This is a genomic window from Kutzneria viridogrisea DSM 43870, assembly GCF_000525635.1.
Classification (GTDB): Bacteria; Actinomycetota; Actinomycetes; order Mycobacteriales; family Pseudonocardiaceae; genus Kutzneria; species Kutzneria viridogrisea.
In genome coordinates this window covers 9,096,646-9,118,992 of sequence record NZ_CP007155.1, presented here as the reverse complement: position 1 = coordinate 9,118,992, position 22,347 = coordinate 9,096,646, and the positions used below count along the sequence as shown (strand labels likewise).

Annotated in this window: 17 protein-coding genes and 2 riboswitches; of the genes, 9 read left to right on the top strand and 8 right to left on the bottom strand. The window is 72.0% G+C overall.

The genetic code is table 11. The annotated features are described in order from the left end of the window. Nucleotides 1-110 precede the first annotated feature (110 nt). From KALB_RS39900 to KALB_RS39880, 5 genes are all read right to left on the bottom strand, one after another. A complete protein-coding gene (locus tag KALB_RS39900) occupies nucleotides 111-2,948 on the bottom strand; it encodes an AfsR/SARP family transcriptional regulator (RefSeq protein WP_025361282.1) in 2,838 nt (945 codons plus the stop codon). A gap of 452 nt (nucleotides 2,949-3,400) precedes the next feature. Then, a complete protein-coding gene (glyA, locus tag KALB_RS39895; protein ID WP_025361281.1) occupies nucleotides 3,401-4,675 on the bottom strand; it encodes a serine hydroxymethyltransferase in 1,275 nt (424 codons plus the stop codon). Continuing rightward, the gene (gene gcvH, locus KALB_RS39890) at nucleotides 4,672-5,058 is read right to left on the bottom strand and encodes a glycine cleavage system protein GcvH (protein ID WP_025361280.1); all 387 of its coding nucleotides are present in this window, start codon (nucleotides 5,056-5,058) and stop codon (nucleotides 4,672-4,674) included. The genes glyA and gcvH overlap by 4 nt, the downstream gene beginning before the upstream one ends. Nucleotides 5,059-5,073: 15 nt before the next feature. After that, nucleotides 5,074-6,183, bottom strand: a complete 1,110-nt coding sequence (gcvT, locus tag KALB_RS39885; protein WP_025361279.1) for a glycine cleavage system aminomethyltransferase GcvT — start codon at nucleotides 6,181-6,183, stop codon at nucleotides 5,074-5,076. 24 nt (nucleotides 6,184-6,207) lie between these two features. Beyond that, nucleotides 6,208-6,296, bottom strand: a riboswitch (glycine riboswitch). Next, a riboswitch (glycine riboswitch) is annotated at nucleotides 6,297-6,391 on the bottom strand. Between the two features lie 132 nt (nucleotides 6,392-6,523). Beyond that, nucleotides 6,524-7,147, bottom strand: coding sequence for a helix-turn-helix transcriptional regulator (locus tag KALB_RS39880; RefSeq protein WP_025361278.1), 624 nt, complete (start codon nucleotides 7,145-7,147; stop codon nucleotides 6,524-6,526). A gap of 273 nt (nucleotides 7,148-7,420) precedes the next feature. On the opposite strand from KALB_RS39880, the gene KALB_RS39875 reads away from it, so the two are divergent. Together KALB_RS39875 and KALB_RS39870 are read left to right on the top strand one after the other, a co-directional pair. Beyond that, on the top strand, nucleotides 7,421-8,059 hold the full coding sequence (locus KALB_RS39875; RefSeq protein WP_025361277.1) for a hypothetical protein: 639 nt from the start codon (nucleotides 7,421-7,423) through the stop codon (nucleotides 8,057-8,059). Nucleotides 8,060-8,218: 159 nt separating this feature from the next. Continuing rightward, on the top strand, nucleotides 8,219-10,924 hold the full coding sequence (locus KALB_RS39870) for an AfsR/SARP family transcriptional regulator (protein WP_051913114.1): 2,706 nt from the start codon (nucleotides 8,219-8,221) through the stop codon (nucleotides 10,922-10,924). Nucleotides 10,925-11,019: 95 nt separating this feature from the next. Here KALB_RS39870 and KALB_RS39865 read toward each other — a convergent pair whose 3' ends face one another. Next, nucleotides 11,020-11,772: a M23 family metallopeptidase gene (locus KALB_RS39865; protein WP_236650115.1), complete on the bottom strand. Its 753-nt coding sequence runs from the start codon at nucleotides 11,770-11,772 to the stop codon at nucleotides 11,020-11,022. A gap of 229 nt (nucleotides 11,773-12,001) precedes the next feature. Next, nucleotides 12,002-12,937 (bottom strand): esterase/lipase family protein, encoded by a 936-nt coding sequence (locus KALB_RS39860; RefSeq protein ID WP_025361274.1) that lies wholly within the window; start codon nucleotides 12,935-12,937, stop codon nucleotides 12,002-12,004. 105 nt (nucleotides 12,938-13,042) lie between these two features. On the opposite strand from KALB_RS39860, the gene KALB_RS39855 reads away from it, so the two are divergent. From KALB_RS39855 to purH, 7 genes are all read left to right on the top strand, one after another. Next, entirely contained in the window at nucleotides 13,043-14,767 is a 1,725-nt protein-coding gene (locus tag KALB_RS39855; RefSeq protein WP_148309834.1) for a hypothetical protein, read from the top strand. Nucleotides 14,768-14,933: 166 nt separating this feature from the next. Beyond that, a complete protein-coding gene (sucC, locus tag KALB_RS39850; protein ID WP_025361272.1) occupies nucleotides 14,934-16,103 on the top strand; it encodes an ADP-forming succinate--CoA ligase subunit beta in 1,170 nt (389 codons plus the stop codon). 3 nt (nucleotides 16,104-16,106) lie between these two features. Then, entirely contained in the window at nucleotides 16,107-16,997 is an 891-nt protein-coding gene (gene sucD / locus KALB_RS39845) for a succinate--CoA ligase subunit alpha (RefSeq protein ID WP_025361271.1), read from the top strand. 165 nt (nucleotides 16,998-17,162) lie between these two features. Continuing rightward, the gene (locus KALB_RS48020) at nucleotides 17,163-17,966 is read left to right on the top strand and encodes a DUF5336 domain-containing protein (RefSeq protein WP_025361270.1); all 804 of its coding nucleotides are present in this window, start codon (nucleotides 17,163-17,165) and stop codon (nucleotides 17,964-17,966) included. 108 nt (nucleotides 17,967-18,074) lie between these two features. Continuing rightward, entirely contained in the window at nucleotides 18,075-19,682 is a 1,608-nt protein-coding gene (locus tag KALB_RS39835) for a cell division protein PerM (protein ID WP_148309833.1), read from the top strand. A gap of 79 nt (nucleotides 19,683-19,761) precedes the next feature. Further along, the gene (purN, locus tag KALB_RS39830; protein ID WP_030111863.1) at nucleotides 19,762-20,376 is read left to right on the top strand and encodes a phosphoribosylglycinamide formyltransferase; all 615 of its coding nucleotides are present in this window, start codon (nucleotides 19,762-19,764) and stop codon (nucleotides 20,374-20,376) included. After that, the gene (purH, locus tag KALB_RS39825) at nucleotides 20,373-21,947 is read left to right on the top strand and encodes a bifunctional phosphoribosylaminoimidazolecarboxamide formyltransferase/IMP cyclohydrolase (protein ID WP_025361267.1); all 1,575 of its coding nucleotides are present in this window, start codon (nucleotides 20,373-20,375) and stop codon (nucleotides 21,945-21,947) included. The genes purN and purH overlap by 4 nt, the downstream gene beginning before the upstream one ends. 66 nt (nucleotides 21,948-22,013) lie before the next feature. Here purH and KALB_RS39820 read toward each other — a convergent pair whose 3' ends face one another. Then, on the bottom strand, nucleotides 22,014-22,193 hold the full coding sequence (locus tag KALB_RS39820; RefSeq protein WP_148309832.1) for a hypothetical protein: 180 nt from the start codon (nucleotides 22,191-22,193) through the stop codon (nucleotides 22,014-22,016). Between the last annotated feature and the right edge of the window lie 154 nt (nucleotides 22,194-22,347).

The following is a 22,347-nucleotide window of genomic DNA, read 5'->3' as shown; positions in this document are numbered from 1 at the left end:
ACGCGGGCGGACGGCGTGTGGGGGGCGTTGGAGGAGACAGCCGCCCGTCCCGCGTACCGGTGGTGGGAAGGCACCACCCATCAGCACGACGCGTCCGGCGGCGCGGCGGTTCAGCCCAGTTCCGCCAGCAGCGCGCTGATCTCCTCGGCCTGCGGCGCGCCCAGCTCGTCGAAGACCTCCAGCGCCCTGGTCCAGGACTGCCGTGCGGCCTCCGGTTCCCCGCTGTCGCGCTGCACCGCGCCCAGCGTGCGCAGCACCCGGGCGGCCCCGTGCCGGTCACCGAGCTCGTTGAAGATCTCCAGCGCGTGCACCGCCTGCGCCCGCGCCTCGTCCAGCCGCCCGATCACGTGGTGGATCGCGGCGAACTCGGTCAGCCCGGCCGCCTCGCAGCGCCGGTCCCCGGTCTGCCGCACCAGGTCCAGTGACTCGCACAGGTGGCCAAGCGCGGTGTCGAACTGCCCGAGCCCCTGGTGGGTCTTGGCCATGTTGTACATCGCCATGCCCTCGCAGCCGCGGTCTCCGAGCTCCGCGAAGATCTCCAGCGACTGCCGGAAGTGCTCCAGCGCCTCCTCGGCCCGGTCGGTGTCGGCGTAGGCCGCGCCGAGGTCGTTCAGCGCGGTGGCGGTGCACTGCCGGTCACCGATCTCCCGCGACAGCCGCAGCGCCTCCTCGTAGCACCGCAGGGCCTCGTCGTACTGGCAGTGGTGCCAGTACGCGCCGCCCAGGCTGGTCAGCAGCACCGTCACCGCACCCGGCTTGTTCACCGCCCGCGCCGAGGCCAGCCCGGCCCGGTGGGTCACCGCCCAGTCCTCCCAGTGCGAGCGGAGCTGGAAGAAGCCGTGCAGCACCGAGGCCAGCCGCCACGCGGTGTCGTGGTCCCCGCTCTCGTGCGCGTGCAGGCAGATCGCGACCAGGTTCATCCGCTCGGCGACCAGCCAGGCCAGCGCCTGCTCGTAGTTCTCCAGCCGCTGCGGCAGGCAGTGCTGCACCGGCTGCTCCAGCGGGACCGGCCTGCGCTGCGGCATCAGCAGGCGGTCCGCCAGGTGCGCGGTGTGCAGGTACCACTGGACGAGCCGGTACACGGCAGCGCGCCGCTCCGCCTCGGTCTCCTCGTCCTCGGCCCGCTCCGCGGCGTAGACCCGGACCAGGTCGTGCAGCCGGTACCGGTCCCGGCCGACCTCCTCGATCAGGTGGCCACCGGCCAGCCCGTCGAGCACCCTGCGGATCACCGGCACCGGGCGGCCGGTCAGCGCCGCCGCCGCTGCCGTGCTGATGTCCGGCCCCGGGTGCAGGCCGAGCAGCCGGAACGTGCGCGTCGCCTCCGGCTTGCACGCGTGATAGGACCAGGAGAACACCCCGCGCACCGCGGTGGACTCGTCGTCGGGTGCGGACAGCACGTCCAGCCGGTCCTGCTCGATGGACAGGGACTCGACCAGGTCGTCCACGGTCAGGTGCCTGCGGTCGGCCAGGTTCGAGGCCACGATGCGCAGCGCCAGCGGCAGGTGCCCGCAGCGGGCCACCAGCGCGGACACCGCGGCGGGCTCGGCGGCCACCCGCTGCGCGCCGATGCTGTGTTCCAGCAGGGAGACCGACTCCGCCTCGGACAGCACACCCAGGGTGATCCGGTGCGCGCCGTCGCGGGCCACCAGCCCGCCCAGCCGGTTGCGGCTGGTCACCAGCACCACGCAGCTGGCCGAGCCGGGCAGCAGCGAGCGCACCTGGTCGGTGCTGGCCGCGTTGTCCAGCAGCACCAGCATCTTCTTGCCCGCCACCATGCTGCGGAACATGCCCGCCTGCTCGTCCGGGTCGGTGGAGACCTGCTGGGCGTCCACCCCCAGCCCGCGCAGCAGCTGCCCCAGCGCGTCCCCCGGCACCAGCGGCGGCTGCTGCGGGTCGAACCCGCGCAGGTTCACGTAGAGCTGGCCGTCCGGGAAGCGCTCGGCGATCCGGTGCGCGAAGTGCACCGCCAGCGCCGTCTTGCCGATGCCGCCCGAGCCGTCGATGGCCGCGATCCGCACCACGTTGTCGTCCCCGGCCAGGAACTGCTCCAGCTGGACCAGTTCCGCCTCGCGGCCGGTGAAGCCGCCCATGTCGTGCGGCAGCTGGGCGGGCACCACACGGCGCGTGGTCACCCGCTCGGTGGGACGGGGCGTCGAGGTGCCGCTGAGCGCCGCCTCGTTGGTCAGGATCCGCTCGTGCAGCCCGCGCAGCTCGGGACCGGGCTCGACGCCCAGCTCCTCGGCCAGGTGCCGACGGGTCTCCCCGTAGACCTCCAGCGCCTCGGCCTGCCGCCCGCTGCGGTACAGGGCGGTCATCAGCAGGCCGCGCAGCTGCTCGCGCAGCGGGTGCTCGTGCACGATCCGGGACAGCTCGGCGACGACCTCCGCGTCCCGGCCGGTGCGCAGCATCAGCTCGGCGCGCTGCTCCAGCGCCGTCAGGTACATCTCGGTGAGGCGGGTCCGCTCGAACTCCGAGAACGGTCCGGGTATGCCCGACAGCGGGGTGCCCCGCCACAGGTTGACCGCGGCCTCCACGTTGCGCAGCGCCGTGTCCACGTCGTCACTGGTGGCCGCCAGCCTGGTGCGGCGCAGGTGCTGTTCGAAGGCCACCAGGTCCAGCTGCCCGTCGGCCAGCCGCAGCACGTAGCCCGAGCCCGCGTTGGCCAGCACCTTGGCCGGTGCCCGGTGCGTGCGGTCCGGCTCCAGCGCCCGCCGCAGGCCCGCCACGTAGGTGTGCACACTGCCCTCTGCGCTGACCGGCGCCTGCTCGCCCCACAGCCCGTCGATCAGTTCGCCCCTGGCCACCGGCCTGCCCACCCGGCTGGCCAGCACCGCCAGGACCGCCCGCTGGCGTGGCGCACCCAGGTCCAGTTCCACCTCGCCGTTCCAGGCGCGGACCGGCCCCAGCACTTCGACCCTGATGAGGCCGTTGGCTCCCTGTGGGTGCATCCAGGCTCCTCTCCCACCACCAGTGTGGCTGGTTCGGAGCCCTTCTGTCTGTGCGGCTGGCCCATTCCGAGTGGTGTCGAATGGGCGGGACGGCTGTTCGGAGCAGACATGGGATGTTCAACGTGAGAGCGCGAACACCGCTGGTACGGGTGGTCATCCCGCTGAAACCGCAGGCCCAGGTCGTCTCGCGTGCCGCGGGCTGTGAGAGCGCTCGCACATTCATGATCGACTACTGGGAACTCCTTACGGATCCCTTGCGCTCGAAGAAATTTTCTGGGAAGTCGATCACATTGGCCTGTAAACGTTTACTTCATGACGATTCCTCGTGTTCGGCACCCAGGTAAAGCGAATCGAATTCGTCTTTACTGATGAATGACAACAGTGTCATGAAGGTGCCGTTCACTGCGTTCAACGCAGTGAACGGCACCTTCATGACCAGGCGGAACCGCGCTCTACAGCGTCGGGTAGAGCGGGAACTTCTCGGTCAGCACGGTCACGCGGCCGCGCAGTTCCTCGCGCAGTTCCTCGCCGAACTCCGGGGCGAGCGCGCGGGCGAGGATGTCGGCGACCTCGCGGAACGCCTCGTCGTCGAAGCCGCGGGCGGCCAGCGCGGGGGTGCCGATGCGCAGGCCGGAGGTGACCATCGGCGGCCTCGGGTCGAAGGGCACCGCGTTGCGGTTCACGGTGATGCCGATCTCGTGCAGCCGGTCCTCGGCCTGCTGCCCGTCCAGCTCGGACTTGCGCAGGTCGAGCAGCACCAGGTGGACCTGGGTGCCGCCGGTGAGCACGGTGGCGCCAGCCGCGGCCACGTCGTCACCGAGCAGGCGCTCGGCGAGGATGCGCGCACCGGTCAGGGTGCGCAGCTGGCGCTCGCGGAACGCCTCGCTGGCGGCGACCTTGAAGGCCACGGCCTTGGCGGCGATCACGTGCTCCAGCGGGCCGCCCTGCTGGCCGGGGAACACCGCCGAGTTGATCTTCTTGGCCAGCTCCTGGCGGCACAGGATGACACCGCCGCGCGGACCGCCCAGGGTCTTGTGCGTGGTCGTGGTGACGATGTCGGCGTGCGGCACCGGGTTCGGGTGCAGCCCGGCGGCCACCAGCCCGGCGAAGTGGGCCATGTCCACCATCAGGTAGGCGCCCACCTCGTCGGCGATGCGCCGGAACGCCGCGAAGTCCAGCTGGCGCGGGTACGCCGACCAGCCCGCCACGATCATCTTCGGCTTGTGCTCGCGGGCCAGCCGCTCCACCTCGGCCATGTCGACCTGGTAGTCGGACTCCCGCACGTGGTAGGCGACCACGTTGTACAGCTTGCCGGAGAAGTTGATCCGCATGCCGTGCGTCAGGTGCCCGCCGTGCGCCAGGTCCAGGCCCAGGATGGTGTCCCCGGGGTTGAGCAGCGCGAACATGGCGGCGGCGTTGGCCTGCGCCCCGGAGTGTGGCTGCACGTTGGCGTGCTCGGCGCCGAACAGCGCCTTCACCCGGTCGATCGCCAGCTGCTCGATGACGTCCACGTGCTCGCAGCCGCCGTAGTACCGGCGCCCCGGGTAGCCCTCGGCGTACTTGTTGGTCAGCACCGAGCCCTGCGCCTGGAGCACCGCCAGCGGGGCGAAGTTCTCCGAGGCGATCATCTCCAGGGTGCCGCGCTGGCGGCCCAGTTCGGCGTCGATGGCCGAGGCGACCTCGGGGTCGAGCTCGCCAAGCGGGGTGGTCAGCTCGGGCGGGGTCATTCCGCGGCCTCCTCGATCAGCGCGGCGTACTCGTCGGAGCTGAGCAGGCCGTCCTGGCTCTCCTCGGCGCGCACTGTGAACAGCCAGCCGTCGCCGAACGGGTCGGTGTTGACCACGGCGGGGTCGTCGGCGACCTTGTCGTTGACGGCCACGACCTCACCGGTGACCGGGGCGAACAGGTCGCTGACGGACTTGGTGGACTCCAGCTCCCCGCAGGGCTCGCCCGCGGTGACGGCGGAGCCGACCTCGGGCAGCTGCACGTACACGATGTCGCCGAGCGACTCGGCGGCGAACGCGGTGATGCCGACCTTGGTGAGCCCGTCGGTGACCGACACCCACTCGTGCTCGGCGGTGTACTCCAGGTGTTCGGGAACGGCGGTCATCAGTTGTGCACCCTTTCAGGCGGATCGGCGGTAGAACGGCAGCGCCACGACCTCGACGGGGGACATGGTGCCCCTGATGTCGACGGCCAGCGCGGATCCCGGTTCGGCGCGTTCGGTGTCGACGTAGGCCATGGCCACGGCGTGTCCCAGGGTCGGCGACGGGGCGCCACTGGTGACCACACCCAGCTCGGCACCGGACTCGGGATCGACAACACGGTAGCCGTGCCTTGGCGCCCGGCGACCCGGTGCCACCAGGCCGACCAGGCTCCGGCTCGGCGTGGACTTGGCGGCCACCTCCAGCGCGGCCCTGCCCACGAAGTCACCCGGCTTGTCCAGCTTCACCACCCGGCCAAGACCCGCGTCGTACGGGGTCAGCTCGGCGGTCAGCTCGTTGCCGTACAGCGGCATGCCCGCCTCCAGCCGCAGGCTGTCCCGGCAGGACAGGCCGCAGGGCACGACCCGGCCCGTCTCGTGCAGCGCCGTCCACACCGCCTGCGCCGAGTCCGGGGCCACGAACAGTTCGAAGCCGTCCTCGCCGGTGTAGCCGGTGCGCGCGAGCAGCACGTCCACGCCCGCGACGGTGGTCGGGTACGAGGCGTAGTAGCGCACGGTGGACAGGTCGGTGGGGGTCAGCGCGGCCAGGATCCCGGCGGAGTCCGGGCCCTGCACGGCCAGCAGGGCGTAGCCGGTGGACTCGTCGCGGACCTCGGTGTCGAACCCGGCACCGCGGGTGATCAGCGCCTCGGCGACGACGGTGGCGTTGCCCGCGTTCGCGACGACCAGGTACTCGTGCTCACCGGTGCGGTAGACGATCAGGTCGTCCAGGATGCCGCCGTTCTCGGCGCAGATCATCGTGTAGCGGGCCTTGCCCACGGCGATCGCCGAGGCGTGGCCGACCAGGGCGTAGTCCAGGGCGGCACCGGCCTGCGGGCCGCTGAGCACGATCTCGCCCATGTGCGTGAGGTCGAACAGACCCGCGCTGCCGCGGACCGCGTTGTGCTCGGCGAGGTCGCCCTCGTAGCGCAGCGGCATCTGCCAGCCTGCGAAGTCGGTGAACTTCGCGCCGAGCTTCTCGTGCACGTCGTGCAGCGGTGTGCGCCTGGTCACGGCGTCCGCGGAACTCATGGAGACCCCTCGCTGTCGGAGTGAGCCTCCCCCTCTGTCATGGGCCTGAGAGTTTCGCCGCGCGAGCGGCTTTCACCTTCGGCGAGGTGCGAGCACCTGCTTTTCAGAGTCGCCTGGTCCGAGCGGTGTGGGTGCCTGAGAGATTCCGGGGAGGGATTGCTCCTTCGGCGCCTGCCCGGCTTCGGCAGGACTCTCCCGCACGGCGTCAACGGCGCGAGCGTGAAGTTGTCGGTCTTGCGGGGGGCAACGGTATGTGGCCGCGCCCCGCAGCGTCAACCACGGCGAAGCCCCTGGTTCCAGGCGCCCCTCCGCGCCTGGAACCAGGGGCTTCGACCGATCTCTAGATCACACCCGCGCGCATCGCATAGGCCACGGCGTGCGGCCGGTTGCGCAGGCCCAGCCTGCTCATCACGGCGTACACCACGTTCTTCACGGTCCGTTCCGAGTACGACAGCTTGGTGGCGATCTGGGCGGTGTCCCAGCCCTCGGCCATCAGCCGCAGCACGTCGATCTCCCTGGGTGCCAGCCCCGAGGCGGTCAGGCCGTTGGGGCGCAGCACCTCCTTGTGCAGCCGCTCCACCTGTGACAGCAGCGAGCCGAGCAGCGTCGGCGGCATGTCGCCCATGCCACGCTTGGCCGCCAGCACCGCGTGCACCAGTCGGTCGCCACTGGCGGCGGCCTTGGGCAGCACCCCGACCACACCGCACTCCACAGCGGTGAGCAGGTCGGCGTCGTTGAAGCGGTCGGTCACCAGCACGATCTTGACTGAACCCTGGTCAGCGGTCCTGCGCAGCAGACTCATCACATCGGCGTTCACGGTGTCCACGCACACCACGAGCACGTGTGCCTCGGACAACCGGCTCGCCGGGACGACCTGCACCTCGCTACGGGCACGCAGGTAGCTGATGGCCCCAGCCAGCGTGATCGGATCGCCCGCATGCACGGCCACCCACACTCTGTCCATCTGCTTCCTCCTCGACGGTGATCCCCCGGGTACACAGCGTGCAACCGCTCTCTTCAGAGGATCTTCACGCCGCCTCCACGCCATGTAGACCGGCGCTGACCTGCGTGTTCGCTCCACGTTGCGCCGCATCGGCCCGGCGCAAGGGGTAATCGGGCACAGAGTTTGCCCGTCCGTCGAAACCTTCAGCTTCCCGCCAGCCAGAGACCTGTTGACCAGCAATTGGCTGTCGTACCCTTGCACAATTGCATTTGCCTCGGGGAGGAGGATCGCCAGGTGCTCGTCGCGGATGCCGTGATCGTGTCCGATGCCCCGCCCCAGGTCGATTCCACGCCGCTGCGCACCGCGCTGGCCGCACTCGCCGGGCAACTGCCCGACGACCTGCTCTGCACCGCACGCCGCTGGCTCGCCGAGGGCCGCACCACCGAGGTGGCCAGGTCCGTGGCCTTCGCCGCCGTCCACCAGCGGGTACCGCTGACCGAGACCAACCAGGACGCACTGGTCCGCGCCCTGCTGTCGGCGGGCGAGGACCCCGTTGCCCTGCGCGGGCTCGCCCCCGCCGACCACCCGCCCGCACTGCCCTACACCTTCGGGCTGGGCGGCTGGTCCGCCGAGGACACGGTGGACGACGCCGCCGTGGCCGCGGTGAGCGGCGAGCCCGGCGCGGAGGGCCTGTGGCGGGCGTGGCGCGCACCGATCGACGGCGCCCCGTGGCCCGAGCCCAAGCGGGTCTACCTGGTGCAGGCCGCCGAGGAGACCGACCTGGTGGCGCTGACCGCACGCGCGCAGCGGGCCATCTGCGCGGCCGGCGAACCGCACCCGCAGGTGGAGATCTACTGCTACGGGGAACAGCTCCCCGCCTATCAGTACACCGTCCGGCGCAACGGTGAGCTGCTCTGGGTGCGCCCTGCCTGAACTGGGCCAGGTTTTTGCCCAGTCATCCCCGCTTGGCTATCCCGTGGTGACCAGCGACACTGTTCACTGGGGGTACGTCCCCGGTGACCCGTATGGCGGGCCGCCGGGCTGGGAGGACGCTGGATGGCCGAGGGCCTGGGCACGGTTTCAGGTGTGGGAGTGGGGATCAGGGTCGCGCTGCTGGGACCCGTTCGTGGCTGGGCCGCGGAGCGCGAGCTGGAGCTGGGCGCACCGATGCAGCGCGCGCTGTTCGGTCTGCTGGCGGTCAACGCCAACCGGATGGTGCCGCGCTCGGAGCTGATCTTCTCGCTGTGGGGTGAGCAGGCTCCGGCCAGTGCCGAGGGCAGCGTGCACACCTACGTGGCTGGTCTGCGCAGAACGCTGGAGCCCAACCGGACCCAGCGCGCGCCGTCCACGGTGCTGATCAGCACCGGGGCGGGCTACCTGCTGCGGATGAACGAGGAGCTGCTCGACGTCACGGCCTTCGCGGCGCACCGCGAGCGGGCGAGGTCGCTGCGGGCCGAGGGCAGGCAGACCGAGGCGGTCGCCGAGCTGGACCGGGCCGTGGCCCTGTGGCAGGGCACCCCGTTCGACGGACTGGCCTGCCCCTACGTGGACAGCGAGCGGGCCAGGCTCAGCGAGCTGCGGTTGCAGGTCGTGGACGAGCGCGCGGAGCTGATGCTGGCGTTGGGCCGCCACCACGACCTGGCCGCCGAGCTGCCCGGGGTGGTCCGCGAGCACCCGCTGGGTGAGCGGCTGCGCTGGCTGCTCATGCTCACCCTGTACCGGTGCGGGCGGCAGGCCGACGCGCTGGAGGTCTACCAGGACGTGCGCCGGGTGCTGGCCGAGGACCTGGGCGTGGAGCCCTCCGCCGAACTGCGCCAGCTGCACGCCCAGATCCTGCGCAACGACCCGGGGCTGGCCGCCCCGCGCGCCGTGGGCGGGCAGTTGACTGCGGGCGCGGTGGTACCGGCGCAGCTGCCGCACGACGTGCCGGGCTTCACCGGGCGTGAGGCGGAGCTGACCCAGTTGACCGAGCTGCTGGACGAGGCGGGCCGCGGGGTGCTGATCACCGCGGTGGACGGCTCGGGCGGTATCGGCAAGACCGCGCTGGCGGTGCACTTCGCACACCGGGTGAGCCCGCGTTTCCCGGAGGGCCAGCTCTACGTGAACCTGCGCGGGTTCGACCCGAGGCTGCCCCCGCTGATGCCCACCGACGCGCTGGGCTACCTGCTGCGCGGCCTCGGTGTGCCGCCCAGGCAGGTGCCCGCCGACCTGGACGACCAGGTCGGCATGTACCGCAGCCTGGTCGCGGGCCGGCGCATCCTCGTGGTGCTGGACAACGCGGCGACCACCGACCAGGTGCGCCCGTTGCTGCCCGGGGACGGGTCCTGCGCGGTGATCGTGACCAGCCGCAACAGGCTGAGCGGGCTGGTGGCCCGCGACGGGGCCAGGCGGATCACCCTGGACCTGCTCAGCACCGAGGAGTCCCTGCGGCTGATGGCCGCCATGCTGGGGCCAGGCCGGGTCAACGCCGAGCCGGACGCGGCCGAGCAGCTGGTGCGGCTGTGTGGCTACCTGCCGCTGGCGCTGCGCATCGCGGGCGACCGGGCGGCGACCCACCCGCACCTGCTGCTGGCCGACCTGGCCGCCGAGCTGTCCGACGAGCGCGACCGGCTTGACGTGCTGGCACCGGAGGACGACGAGTCCACCGCGGTCCGGGCGGTCTTCTCCTGGTCCTACCACGCGCTCAAACCCGAGACGGCACGCGTGTTCCGCATGCTGGGGCTGCACGTGGGGCCGGAGATCAGCACCCCGGCCGCCGCGGCGCTGGCCGGCCTGTCGGTGCCGACCACCCGGCGGCTGCTCACCGACCTGACCGACCGGCACCTGCTCGACGAGGTGGACCGGGACCGGTACCGGCTGCACGACCTGCTGCGGGTCTACGCCGCCGAGGAGGTGCTGCACGGGGAGGACGCCCGCGACCGGGACGCGGCCGTGGACCGGATGATGGACTTCTACCTCTACACGGCGGACAACGCGGACAACGCGCTGCGCGGCCAGGACTGCGACATGCCGGTGGGCAACCCGCCGCCGGAGTGCCGTCCGCTGACCTTCGACGGCTACCTGGCGGCCTTGCAGTGGTTCGACGTGGACGGGGTGAACCTGTTCGCGCTGGACCGGCTCGCCGCGCAGACCTGGCGGGACCTGACCGTGTGGCGGTTCGGCGTGGTGCTGTGGGAGTACATGCGCCTGCGCCGCGACTGGGAGCGGATCATCGAGGTGTCCGAGTACTCCATGGCCGCGGCCCGCCGCATGGGCGACTCGGTGGGCGAGGCGCTGTCGCTGAGCTCGATCGGGGCCTCCTACGTGCACCTGGGCCGCCCACAGGAGGCGATGGAGCACGTGCGCCGTATGCCCGCGGTGCGCTACGGGCCGGAGGACGCGCACCGCGAGATGTCCACGCTGAGCAACCTGGCCGAGGCGTACCGAGGGGCGCAGCGCCACGACGCGGCGGTCCGCTGCTACGAGCGCGCGCTGGTGCTGGCCAGGCAGACCGGCAGTTCGTGGCACGAGGGGGACCTGCTGCGCGGGCTCGGCGAGACCCGGCTGGCCGTCGGCGACCTGGCCGAGGCGCTGGCCTGCTGCACGCCCTCGCTGGAGATCTTCCGCGAGCTGGGGGACCTGTACGCGCAGAACGTGGTGCTACAGGACCTCGGTGCGATCCAGTTGGCGATGGGCGGGCACCGCGAGGCGGCCCGGCACTACGCGGACGCCGTGACCCTGGCCCGCCGGATCGACCACCGGCACGCCGTGGACCAGGCCCTTGCCGGCCTGCGCACCGCCGAGTCCCTGACCACCTGACCGCGAGTCCCGCCCACAGGCACGCGAGTCCCGTTCTCCGGAGCGGGACTCACGTGCTGGAGGGCGGGACTCGCGGGTGGGTGTGGGGTGGGTCGTCAGACGGTGATGCCGCGGGCGTTCAGCCAGGGCACGGGGTTGATCTTCTTGCCGGACGGGTCCCAGACCTCGAAGTGCAGGTGCACGCCGGTGGACTCGCCCCGGTTGCCCATGCGCGCGATCTGGTCGCCCGCGCGGACGTGCTGGCCCACGTGCACGGAGAACGTGTCCATGTGCCCGTAGACGTTGATCGTGCCGTCGGCGAGCTGGATACGCACCCACAGGCCGAAGCCGCTGGCGGGGCCCGCGTCGATGACCACGCCGTCGGCGGCGGCCACGATCGGCGTGTCCATCGCGTTGGCGATGTCGATGCCGTAGTGGAACACGCCCCAGCGGCCACCGAAGCCGGAGGAGAAGGTGCCCTGTGCGGGCTTGACGAACAGCGGTCGCCGTGCCTCGGCCTCACGGGCCGCCTGGGCGGCCAGCCGGTCGGCGGTGATCTTCTCGTTGGCCGCGAGCTTCTGCGCCTCGGCAGCCGCGTCGGTGGTGCGCACGATCGGCAGCACCTCGGGGCTGCCGCCGCCGTTGCCGACGCCGAACGCCGCGTTGGCGTCCCTGGTGTCGGCCAGCGGTGTGATGCCACCGGTGGAGTGACCGTGCTGCAGCGTGTTGCCCGCGGCGGCGGCCGCGAAGGCGCCGATCGCCACGGCCGCGACCGCGACCCTGCCGCGCAGGGCGGAGGGCGGCGGCGGGAGCCGGTGTGCGCCGCGAGCCCGTGCGGGGGCCTCGGGGGAAGCCTCGCGCTCGAGCACTGCGGATCGATTCTGGCCGCCGGGGGAGCGGTGCTGAACCAAAGCCTGACCTTCCGCCTCGGGGAGTCCGGGGCACAGCGACACCGGGCGGGGGACCCGGGGAGTCGGTTTCGGGGTGCCGACTCCACGTCGTTCCTGCTGTGACCAGACCGTGACAACGGACTGCGGGAACGTAACGAAGACCGACCCCTAGGGGCAAGCCCTGAGCCCGGTGCTCCCCCGTTGGGGGTCAGCTCGGCAGCTCCAGCGAGGCACTATGACGGTGGGTGATCCCATGATCACGTGGTTCGCGCCCGAAAGGCTCTACCTGGCCGGTAGCCGGGTGATCCAGGCGGACCAGTGAGTTGAGCACCAGGCGGGACACGCGTGAGTCCACCGGCAGTGCGAGGTGACCAACATCACGCAGGCGCTGCTCGGTGACATCCAGGTCCGGGTGCTCCAGGCGGGCGTTGCTCTGCGGCAGCACGACCTGGTCCATCTCGCTCCACACCACGACGAACCGGGTCCGGCAGCCCGGCGCGGGCTGCTCCAGCTCGCCCATCAGGCGCGACCCCGGCCGCAACTGGCGGGCCAGGTGTGTGGGCAGCACGTAGGCGGACAGGGTCCCCCGGTGCGGGGTGCCCAGCGTGACCAGGGTGTCCACTCGCTGGTCACCGCCCGCGCGCTGCACGTAGTACCGCGCGATCAGGCCGCCAAGCGAGTGCCCGACCACGTGCACCCGGTCGGCGCCGGTCTGCTCGCAGACCCGCTCCACCTGCTCCCCGAACAGCGCCGCCGCCCGCCGCACATCCCCGCTGACGGCGGTCAGCACGCTGTAGTTCACCGCGTGCACCACCCCGAATCCCCGTCGGCGCAGCGCGGCTGACAACACGGTGAACACCGACCTGTTGTCACCTATTCCGTGCACGAGCAGGATCGGGGTGCCCGCCGACTGCATGGCCGAAACCACCAGCCCGCGCTGGAGCGGGGGCAGGGCGTCGGTCCGGTAGTGGGTGTACGCACCGTCCGGACGGAGTCGCTCGGCCACCGCACCCCAGGGGTAGAGTGCGGCGTGCGCGGCCAGCCAGGCCGTCTCCACGGCCACCCCGCGCAGCCCGCCGGGGCTGATCACGGCACTGAGCGCCCTGACCGCCTCGGCACCGATGCGCGAGACACCGTTCCCCATACGGGTGACGGTATGTGAGTCGTGCAACATTCGCGACACATCTCCGCATTCGGTTGGTCATCTTCCTGTCCGTCCTTGCCCGTTCGGGTTGCTAGCGTGACCACGGTGACTGGGCAGCGCATCTGGCTAGCGACGGGTTCGGCAGGTCTGGGCGCGGTGCTGCTCGTGCTCGGACCTCTGGTCGGCGTCACCGGGGCCGCCGCCCCGCCCGGCTTCACCTCCTGGCCGCTGCTGGCCCTGCTCTCCTTCCTGCCCGTGCTGCTCGCCATCGGCCTCGTGCGCGCGAACCGCCCCGCCGCGGCCTCGGCCCTGCTGGTGGTGCTGGCACTGGCCGGGCTCGGCCGCCTGCTCGCCGACCTGCAACTGCTGGTCGACCCGAACCTGCTCAGCCGCCCCGAACTGCTGGTCGCCACCGGCGTCAGCCAGCTGCACGCCGGTGCCGGGACCTGGCTGCTGCTCGCCGGGCACGTGCTGACGATCGCCGCGGGCGTGCTCGCCGTGGACCCGGCCATCGAGCGCGACACCAGCCGGGAGCCGCGCCGCGGGCTGGTGCTGCTGACCCTGCTGCCCTCGGTCGGCGCACTGGGCCTGCTGTTCGCGCCGTACACCTCGGACAACCCGTACCTGCCCGGCACCGGCGCGCTGGGGGCGCCCGCGCTGGTCTCGGTCGGCAGCCTGGTCATCACGGTGATCGCCGTGGTGTGCGCCGTGGTGTGCGCGAGCAACCGCGACGCCGAGACCAGCCAGGGCGGCCTGCTCGGTGCCGGGCTGGTGCTGCTGGCCCTGTGCGTGCCCGCGCTGGCCTCGGCCTTGCTCGTGCCGGGGCTGCACCCCGCGGCCGGTCCGGTCGTGGTGCTGGTCGCCGCGGCGCTGTTCCTGGCGCTCGGCGCCACGGTCGACCACCTGCCGGACCCCGGGCTGGGCGCGGCCCGGTTGCCCGCCGGGCGCGGCCTGTACGTGACAGCCGGGGTGCTCGGTGTGCTCGCCGGGCTGCTGGCCTGGCTCGGCGCCCGGCTTCCCCAGGTCGAGCTGCCCGCGACCGGTCCCTCGCCGACGCCCGTGCCGCCGGACCTGTCCGCCTCCGCGGCGACCCCGTCGACCGGCTCGCTCGTACTGGCCGGGGCGCTGGTCGCCGCGCTGGCCTGCACGCAGTTCGCCGGGGCCGTGGCCAACACCTGCCGCCCCGCCTTCGCCGTGCTGTGCCTGCTCGTGCCCCTGGCGGGCATCGGCGTGCTGGACGCCTCGGCCGAGTCGATCACGGCGCTGAACTCCCTGTACCGCACGGGCGCGCAGTCCGGGCCGGGCGCGCTGGTGATCTGGCTGGCCGCGTTCCTGGCGGTGGCCGCCGCGGTCGTGGCCGCCGTGGCCGGTGCGGTGGAGCGCGACGAGGTCGGCGAGCAGGTCGAGACCGCGCCCGGCGCCGTGCCGGTGGCGGCGGTCGCGCTGGCCGGTCTGCTCGCGGTGCTGGCCTTCGCGCTGCCCACCGTGTCCGCGCCCGACTACCAGGCCCCCGGCCTGGTGACCAACGTGCGGCTGTTCGCGTTCTCCGGGCTGCTGCTCGGTGTGCTGACCATCTGCGCCGCCGCGGTGCTTGCGCTGCGTTCGCGGCCCGCCCGCGCGAGTGCCCTGTTGCTGGGGGCCGCGGGCGTGGCCGGGCTGCGCGCGCTGGACTACCCGTTCACCGCCTCCGGGGTGCCCGGGGCCGGTGCCGGGGTGGGCACCTGGCTCGCCCTGGGCTGCGCGTTCGTGCTGGTCCTCGCGGTGTTCGCGGTGCGCTCGGGAGGGCTCCGTTCGGAGCACCGTGATGGACTTCACGCGCACGGTGACTGACCTCACCGCTCCCACGTACACCCGTTGGGCTCGCGGCCGATAGGGTCTGTCCTGGCTGTTGTCCAGTGGTTTTCACGTGGGGTTTTCGGGTGTTCGCGATCCCCGAGGCGTCATGGGCCACCGTGTGCACGGCCCACGCCCGACACCGACGTCGCAGGAGACCCGAGTGGACCTGTACGAGTACCAGGCGAAGGACCTCTTCGCCGCCCATGGAGTACCGGTGCTGCCGGGCTCTGTGGCCCAGACCCCCGACGAGGCTCGCGCGATCGCCGAGCAGCTCGGTCAGACCGTCGTCGTCAAGGCGCAGGTCAAGACCGGCGGCCGGGGCAAGGCCGGCGGCGTGAAGCTGGCCGAGACCCCCGAGGAGACCAAGGCCAAGGCCGAGGCCATCCTCGGTCTGGACATCAAGGGGCACATCACCCGCCGCGTGCTGGTGACCCCCGCCTCGGACATCGCCGAGGAGTACTACGTCTCCTTCCTGCTCGACCGGGCCAACCGCACCTTCCTGGCGATGGCGTCGGCCGAGGGCGGCATGGAGATCGAGCAGCTCGCCGTGGAGCGCCCCGAGGCGCTGGCCAAGATCGCCGTGGACCCGATCAACGGGGTCGACCTGGCCAAGGCCAAGGAGATCGTGGCCGCTGGCAAGTTCCCGGCCGAGGTCGCCGACCAGGTGGCCGAGGTGCTGGTCCAGCTGTGGCAGACCTTCGTGGGCGAGGACGCCACGCTGGTCGAGGTGAACCCGCTGGTGCGCGACCCGCAGGGCAAGGTCATCGCCCTGGACGGCAAGGTCACCCTGGACGAGAACGCCTCCTTCCGGCACCCGGCGCACGCCGAGCTGGTGGACAAGCAGGCCGAGGACCCGCTGGAGGCCAAGGCCAAGGAGAAGCACCTCAACTACGTCAAGCTCGACGGCCAGGTGGGCATCATCGGCAACGGCGCCGGCCTGGTCATGTCGACCCTGGACGTGGTGGCCTACGCGGGTGAGAAGCACGGTGGGGTCAAGCCCGCCAACTTCCTGGACATCGGTGGCGGCGCGTCCGCCGAGGTGATGGCCAACGGCCTGGAGATCATCCTGGGCGACCCGGACGTGCGCAGCGTCTTCGTCAACGTCTTCGGCGGCATCACCGCCTGCGACGCGGTGGCCAACGGCATCGTGCAGGCCCTGCAGATCCTGGGCGACGAGGCCAGCAAGCCGCTGGTGGTCCGCCTCGACGGCAACAACGTCGTCGAGGGCCGCCGCATCCTGGCCGAGGCCAACCACCCGCTGGTGACCGTGGTCGACACGATGGACAACGCGGCCGACAAGGCCGCCGAGCTCGCGAACGCGGGGGTGTGACCGGTGGCGATCTTCCTCACCGAGAACAGCAAGGTCATCGTCCAGGGCATGACCGGCTCCGAGGGCATGAAGCACACCAAGCGCATGCTCGCCTCGGGCACCACCATCGTCGGTGGCGTCAACCCGCGCAAGGCGGGTGAGAAGGTCGACTTCGACGGCACTGTCGTGCCGGTCTTCGGCACCGTCGCGGAGGCCATGGAGGCCACCGGCGCCGACGTGACCGTCGTGTTCGTGCCCCCGGCCTTCGCCAAGGCCGCCGTGTTCGAGGCCATCGACGCGGGCATCGGCCTGGCCGTGGTCATCACCGAGGGCATCCCGGTGCACGACACCGCCGCCTTCTGGGCGCACGCCGTGGCCACCGGCAACAAGACCCGGATCATCGGGCCGAACTGCCCCGGCGTGATCAGCCCCGGCAAGTCCAACGCGGGCATCATCCCGGCCGACATCTCCGGCTCCGGCCGGATCGGCCTGGTGTCCAAGTCGGGCACGCTGACCTACCAGATGATGTACGAGCTGCGGGAGTTCGGCTTCTCCAGCGCGGTGGGCATCGGTGGCGACCCGATCATCGGCACCACGCACATCGACGCGCTGCAGGCCTTCCAGGACGACCCGGAGACCGCCGCCATCGTGATGATCGGTGAGATCGGTGGCGACGCCGAGGAGCGAGCCGCGGCCTACATCGCCGAGCACATCACCAAGCCGGTCGTCGGCTACGTGGCGGGCTTCACCGCCCCCGAGGGCAAGACCATGGGCCACGCCGGCGCCATCGTGTCGGGCTCCGCGGGCACCGCCGCCGCGAAGAAGGAGGCCCTGGAGGCCGCCGGGGTCAAGGTCGGCAAGACGCCGAGCGAGACCGCCGCCCTCATGCGGGAGATCATGACCTCGCTGGGCTGAGTTCTGCGACGTGACGACGGGGCGGTCTTCGTGACGAAGATCGCCCCGTCGCCGTTTTCCGGCCGCACGGCAGAACCGGCAACGGTCGACGAGCGTCCTTCCTCGCAGATCCGATAGCGTTTTTCCACACGCACCTGCGCTCGTCTAGCCAAGGGAGAGCACGCGATGACCTTCCCCACCGGTGGTCCGGCCCCGGCCCCGGCGAAGTCCGGCCAAGAGCTGGACAAACTCCTCTACCTGGCCACGGCCGGGCTGGGAGTGCTGATCCTCTTCCTGGGCTTCCTGCCGTTGACCTCCTCGACCACCCAGCTGCCCGGCGGTGCCGCCATCACCGCCTCCGCGACCTTCTTCACCGGCGCGGGCTGGATCCAGGCGGGCCACCTGATCGCCGGATTGCTCGCGGCGCTGGTCGCGCTGCCGGGCAAGGACGTGCCCAAGCCAGGGCCGTTCCCCGGGCTGGTCGCGGTCGGCACCGTGCTGCCGTTCCTGTTCACCGTGTTCTCCGCGAGCGGGGTCGGCTTCGGCGGCATCATCGTGCTGATCCTGGGGGTCGTGCAGGCCGGTGCCGCCGTCGCGGCCTTCCTGTTCGGCGCGGGCATCCTCAAGCCGCCCGCACCGCGCCCGCAGCCGCAGCCCGGCGCGTGGAGCCCGCAGACCGGTGGCTTCCCGCAGCCCCAGCAGGGCCAGCCCGGCCAGTTCGGCCAGCCCCAGTTCGGGCAGCCCCAGCAGGGCCAGCCGCAGCCGGGCCAGCCGCAGCCGGGCCAGTACGGGCAGCAGCCCGTCCAGCCGCAGGGCCAGCCCTACGGCCAGCCCCAGCAGGCCCCGCAGCCGCAGCCCACGCAGTTCATGTCCCAGCCGGGCCAGTTCAGCCAGCCCATGCCGCCCGGCCAGGCCCCGCAGCCCGGCCAGTACGGGCAGCAGCAGCCGGGCACCCCGCCCGGCGGGTTCGGCGCCCCGCCGCAGGGCTGACCTGCGACCGGGAGGCGCCGGGAACTCCCCGGCGCCTCCCGGTCGTGTTCGGATGACTACGGCGTGGCGCTCACCTGGACGGCGCAAGGCGATGCGAAGGTGTGAATCGTGCCGGTTCTCGAGTCCCCACCACAGCGCACGAGCCCGCCAGCCAGGCGGACCGCGCGGCCGAGGCACGGCCGGGGCCGCGTCCTGGTGTCCACCGCGCTGGTCCCGATCGCCGTCGGCTACCTGTCCGTTGCCACGCTGCTGGCCGTGGTGACCGCGATCGCCGCCAACGCCGAGTTCTCCGCCGAAGCCGTGCTGGCCATGGCCGTACCCGGCTGGCTCGCCGCCTACCACGTGCCCCTCGGGCTGGGCACCCACTCGCTCGGCGTGCTGCCGCTGCTGCCCACGGCGCTGGTCATGTTGCTGATCGCCCGCTCCGCCGCCAGCGGCGCGCAGCGCCTGCGGCTGTCCGAGCCCGCTCAGGCCAGGCAGATCGTGTTCCCGGTCGCGGGCGCGCACGCCGTGGTCGGCGTGACCGTCGCCCTGCTGCTGGGCGGCAGCCCCGTCACCGCCGCGCCCGCCGTGGCGTTCTTCGGCTGCGGCGCGATCTCCGGCCTGGCCGCCACGATCGGCCTCGCCCGTCGCTGCTGCCTGCTCGAGGTGCTGCTCAGCCGGGTCGACCCGGTGGTCGTGCGCGGCCTGCGCGCCGGAGCCATGGGTGTGCTCGCCATGTTCGCCGGTGGCGCCTTCCTGTTCACCATCGGCCTGGTCGTGCACTGGACCACGCTGGCCGAGGTCTTCGCCAAGACCGGCGCCAGCTTCGGCAGCGCCGTGGGCATCCTGCTGCTGTGCGTGGGCTACCTGCCCAACGCCGTCATCGCCAGCCTGGCCTTCGCCATGGGCCCCGGCTTCACCATGGGCGGCGCCTCGGTCAACCCGTTCCACTTCACCCTGGACAAGGTGCCCGCGGTCCCGCTGTTCGCCGCCATGCCGATCGGACAGGGCCGCCTGCTGCTGGCGACGCTCGCCGTGCCGCTGGCGGTCGGCCTGTTCCTGGGCTGGGCGTGCCGCCGCATCGCTCCCAGGCCGCTGACCAGGATGCGCGCGGTGCTGGTCGCCGCCGCCGTGGTCGGCGGGGTGTTCTTCGTGCTCGCCGCGCTGGCCGGTGGCCGCCTGGGCGGTGGGGTGTTCAGCCCGATCACGGCCCCGGCCGGGCTGATCGGTGTCGTGGCCTTCGGCTGGGTGCTGCTGCCCGCGCTGCCCGTGGCCTGGCTGGCCGGTCCGAAGGCCGAGCCGGTCACCGAGGAGGCCACCGCCGAGCCGCCAGCCGAGGCCGAGGCTGAGGCCGCGGTTGGCGCTGAGGACGGCACGGACGAAGAAGCCGTTGCGCAGGACGAGGAGTCCGCGGCGGACGTGCCCTCCGATGAGGGGGAGTTCGCCGAGGAGGACGCCGAGGACCTGGACGCCGGGGACCACGAAGAGGACTACGAGGCCGAGGACTACGAGGACCTCGAAGGCATCGAGGGCTCCGAGGACTTCGAAGAGGAGGACCTCGACGGCGAGGACCTGGTTGCCGAGCAGGACGGGCAACCCGTCGGCGAGGAACTGGACGAGTTGGACGAGGAACTCGCCGAGCTCGAGGCCTACGAGCGGGAGTCGGAGCAGGACGCCGAGGCGGCGGTCGGGCCCGAGCAGCCCGGCGCGGCGCGGCCCCGCGACCAGGAGTAGCCGGGGACCTGGCGGGCGAGGTCATCTGGGCACCGCTTACGCTGGTCACGCCCGTGACCCGGCTCGCCAGGAGATTACCCTGAGCACTCCCGACCCAGCCCGTGTCGTCGTTCTCGTCTCCGGTTCCGGCACCCTGTTGCAGGCCCTGCTGGACGCCGCCGCGACCCCCGGCTATCCCGCCGAGGTCGTCGCCGTCGGAGCGGACCGCGAGGGGATCGAGGGGCTCGCCCGCGCCGACCGCGCAGGCGTGCCCACCTTCACCGTGCGCCTGCGCGACCACGCCGACCGCCCGGCCTGGGACGCCGCGCTGGCCGAGGCCGTCGCCGCGCACGAGCCGGACCTGGTCGTCTCGGCGGGTTTCATGAAGATCCTCGGACCGTCCTTCCTGGACCGCTTCGACAAGGTGGTCAACACCCACCCCGCGCTGCTGCCCGCCTTCCCCGGAGCACACGCGGTCCGCGACGCGCTGGCCTACGGGGTCAAGGTCACCGGCTGCACCGTGCACCTGGTGGACGGCGGGGTGGACACCGGGCCGATCCTGGCCCAGGAGGCCGTGACCGTGGCCGAGGGCGAGCACGAGGACCAGCTGCACGAGCGGATCAAGACCGTGGAGCGGCGACTGCTGATCGACGTGGTCGCCGCACTGGCCCGACAGGGCTGCACCATCGATGGACGAAAGGTGAGCATTCCGTGACCGAGGCAGGAGTGGACACGCGACGTCCCGTGCGCCGTGCGCTGATCGGCGTTTCGGACAAGGCGGGGCTGCTGGAGCTGGCCACCGGCCTGCACGCGGCAGGCGTGGAGATCGTCTCCACCGGGGGCACCGCGAAGGTGCTCGCCGACGCCGGTGTCCCGGTGACCCCGGTCGAGCAGGTCACCGGGTTCCCCGAGTCCCTGGACGGCAGGGTCAAGACCCTGCACCCGAGGGTGCACGCGGGCCTGCTCGCCGACACCCGCAACCCCGAGCACGTCGAGCAGTTGCGCCAGCTCGACATCGCCCCGTTCGACCTGCTCGTGGTGAACCTGTACCCGTTCGCCAAGACCGTGGCCTCCGGGGCCGGTCCCGACGAGTGCGTGGAACAGATCGACATCGGCGGCCCCGCCATGGTGCGCGCCGCCGCCAAGAACCACGCCAGCGTGGCCGTGGTGGTCGACCCGAGCCGGTACGAGTGGGTGCTGGACTCGGTGCGGGCCGGTGGCTTCACCCTCGCCGACCGGCAGGGCCTGGCCGCCGCCGCGTACCGGCACACCGCCTCCTACGACGTGGCCGTGGCCTCCTGGATCGGCAGCACGCTGGCCGCCGATGACCAGGGCACCGGCTTCCCCGGCTGGGTCGGCGCCACCTGGCAGCGCGCCAACGTGCTGCGCTACGGCGAGAACCCGCACCAGCGCGCCGCCCTGTACGTCTCCGGCCACGGCCCCGCCGGGCTGGCCACCGCCGAGCAGTTGCACGGCAAGGAGATGTCCTACAACAACTACGTGGACGCCGACGCCGCCTGGCGTGCCGCGCACGACCACGACCAGCCCTGCGTGGCGATCATCAAGCACGCCAACCCGTGCGGCATCGCCGTGTCCGGGGACATCGCGCAGGCGCACCGCAACGCGCACGCCTGCGACCCGGTGAGCGCGTTCGGCGGGGTGATCGCGGCCAACCGTGAGGTCACCGTGCAGATGGCCGAGCAGGTCGCGGAGATCTTCACCGAGGTGATCGTCGCGCCCTCCTACGCCGACGGCGCCGTGGACGTGCTGGCCCGCAAGAAGAACGTGCGCATCCTCGTGGCGGAGCCGCCCACGCGGGGCGGCACCGAGATGCGCGCGGTCTCCGGTGGGCTGCTGGTGCAGACCGTGGACACGATCGAGGCCGAGGGCGACGACCCGGCCAAGTGGACCCTGGCCACCGGCTCCGCCGTGGACGAGGCCACCCTGGCCGACCTGCGCTTCGCCTGGCGGGCCTGCCGCGCGGTGAAGTCCAACGCCATCCTGCTCGCCCACGAGGGCGCCACGGTGGGCGCGGGCATGGGCCAGGTCAACCGGGTCGACGCGGCCCGGCTCGCCGTGGCCAGGGCCGGTGACCGCGCCAAGGGCTCGGTGGCCGCCTCCGACGCGTTCTTCCCGTTCCCGGACGGCCTGCAGGTGCTGCTGGACGCCGGGGTGCGTGCCGTGGTGCAGCCCGGTGGCTCGGTCCGTGACGCCGAGGTCATCGCCGCCGCCGAGGCCGCCGGTGTGTCCCTCTACCTGACGGGCACCCGCCACTTCGCCCACTAGCCCACACGTCATGAAGGTGCCGTTCGAGACACTAGATGTCTCGAACGGCACCTTCATGACACCGGGCTACAGCTCCAGCACGAACTCGGCGGCGCAGGCGGCCTTGCAGGGCCACTGCTGGCCGCACACGACGCACTGGGCATTGGCTCGTTGGTGCGTGGCCAGCACCTCGGCGGCGAGGTGCCGGTACCGGATGAGTGAATCGGTCCAGTCCTCAGCCGTTCTCGGCTTCGTGGGCTCCATCATGATCACTTCCCACCAGTTCGTCGGGCTTGCCTCCAGTGTGCGCCAGATCACTTCTTGTTGTCTGGATGATCGCTCCACAGGCGTGTCTGTCAGTCCTTCGAGTGGCTTGACGCGACGGTTCGCCATGGTGTCTACTTGATCCATCGGTTCGAAC

Excerpts from the sequence above, each read along its gene's own strand:
- KALB_RS39820 (WP_148309832.1), bottom strand. The coding sequence starts at position 22,193 with ATGATGGAGCCCACGAAGCCGAGAACGGCTGAGGACTGGACCGATTCA.
- KALB_RS39860 (WP_025361274.1), bottom strand. The coding sequence starts at position 12,937 with ATGGGGAACGGTGTCTCGCGCATCGGTGCCGAGGCGGTCAGGGCGCTC.
- glyA (WP_025361281.1), bottom strand. The coding sequence starts at position 4,675 with ATGACCCCGCCCGAGCTGACCACCCCGCTTGGCGAGCTCGACCCCGAG.
- KALB_RS48020 (WP_025361270.1), top strand. The coding sequence starts at position 17,163 with ATGACCTTCCCCACCGGTGGTCCGGCCCCGGCCCCGGCGAAGTCCGGC.
- gcvH (WP_025361280.1), bottom strand. The coding sequence starts at position 5,058 with ATGACCGCCGTTCCCGAACACCTGGAGTACACCGCCGAGCACGAGTGG.
- KALB_RS39880 (WP_025361278.1), bottom strand. The coding sequence starts at position 7,147 with ATGGACAGAGTGTGGGTGGCCGTGCATGCGGGCGATCCGATCACGCTG.
- KALB_RS39900 (WP_025361282.1), bottom strand. The coding sequence starts at position 2,948 with ATGCACCCACAGGGAGCCAACGGCCTCATCAGGGTCGAAGTGCTGGGG.
- gcvT (WP_025361279.1), bottom strand. The coding sequence starts at position 6,183 with ATGAGTTCCGCGGACGCCGTGACCAGGCGCACACCGCTGCACGACGTG.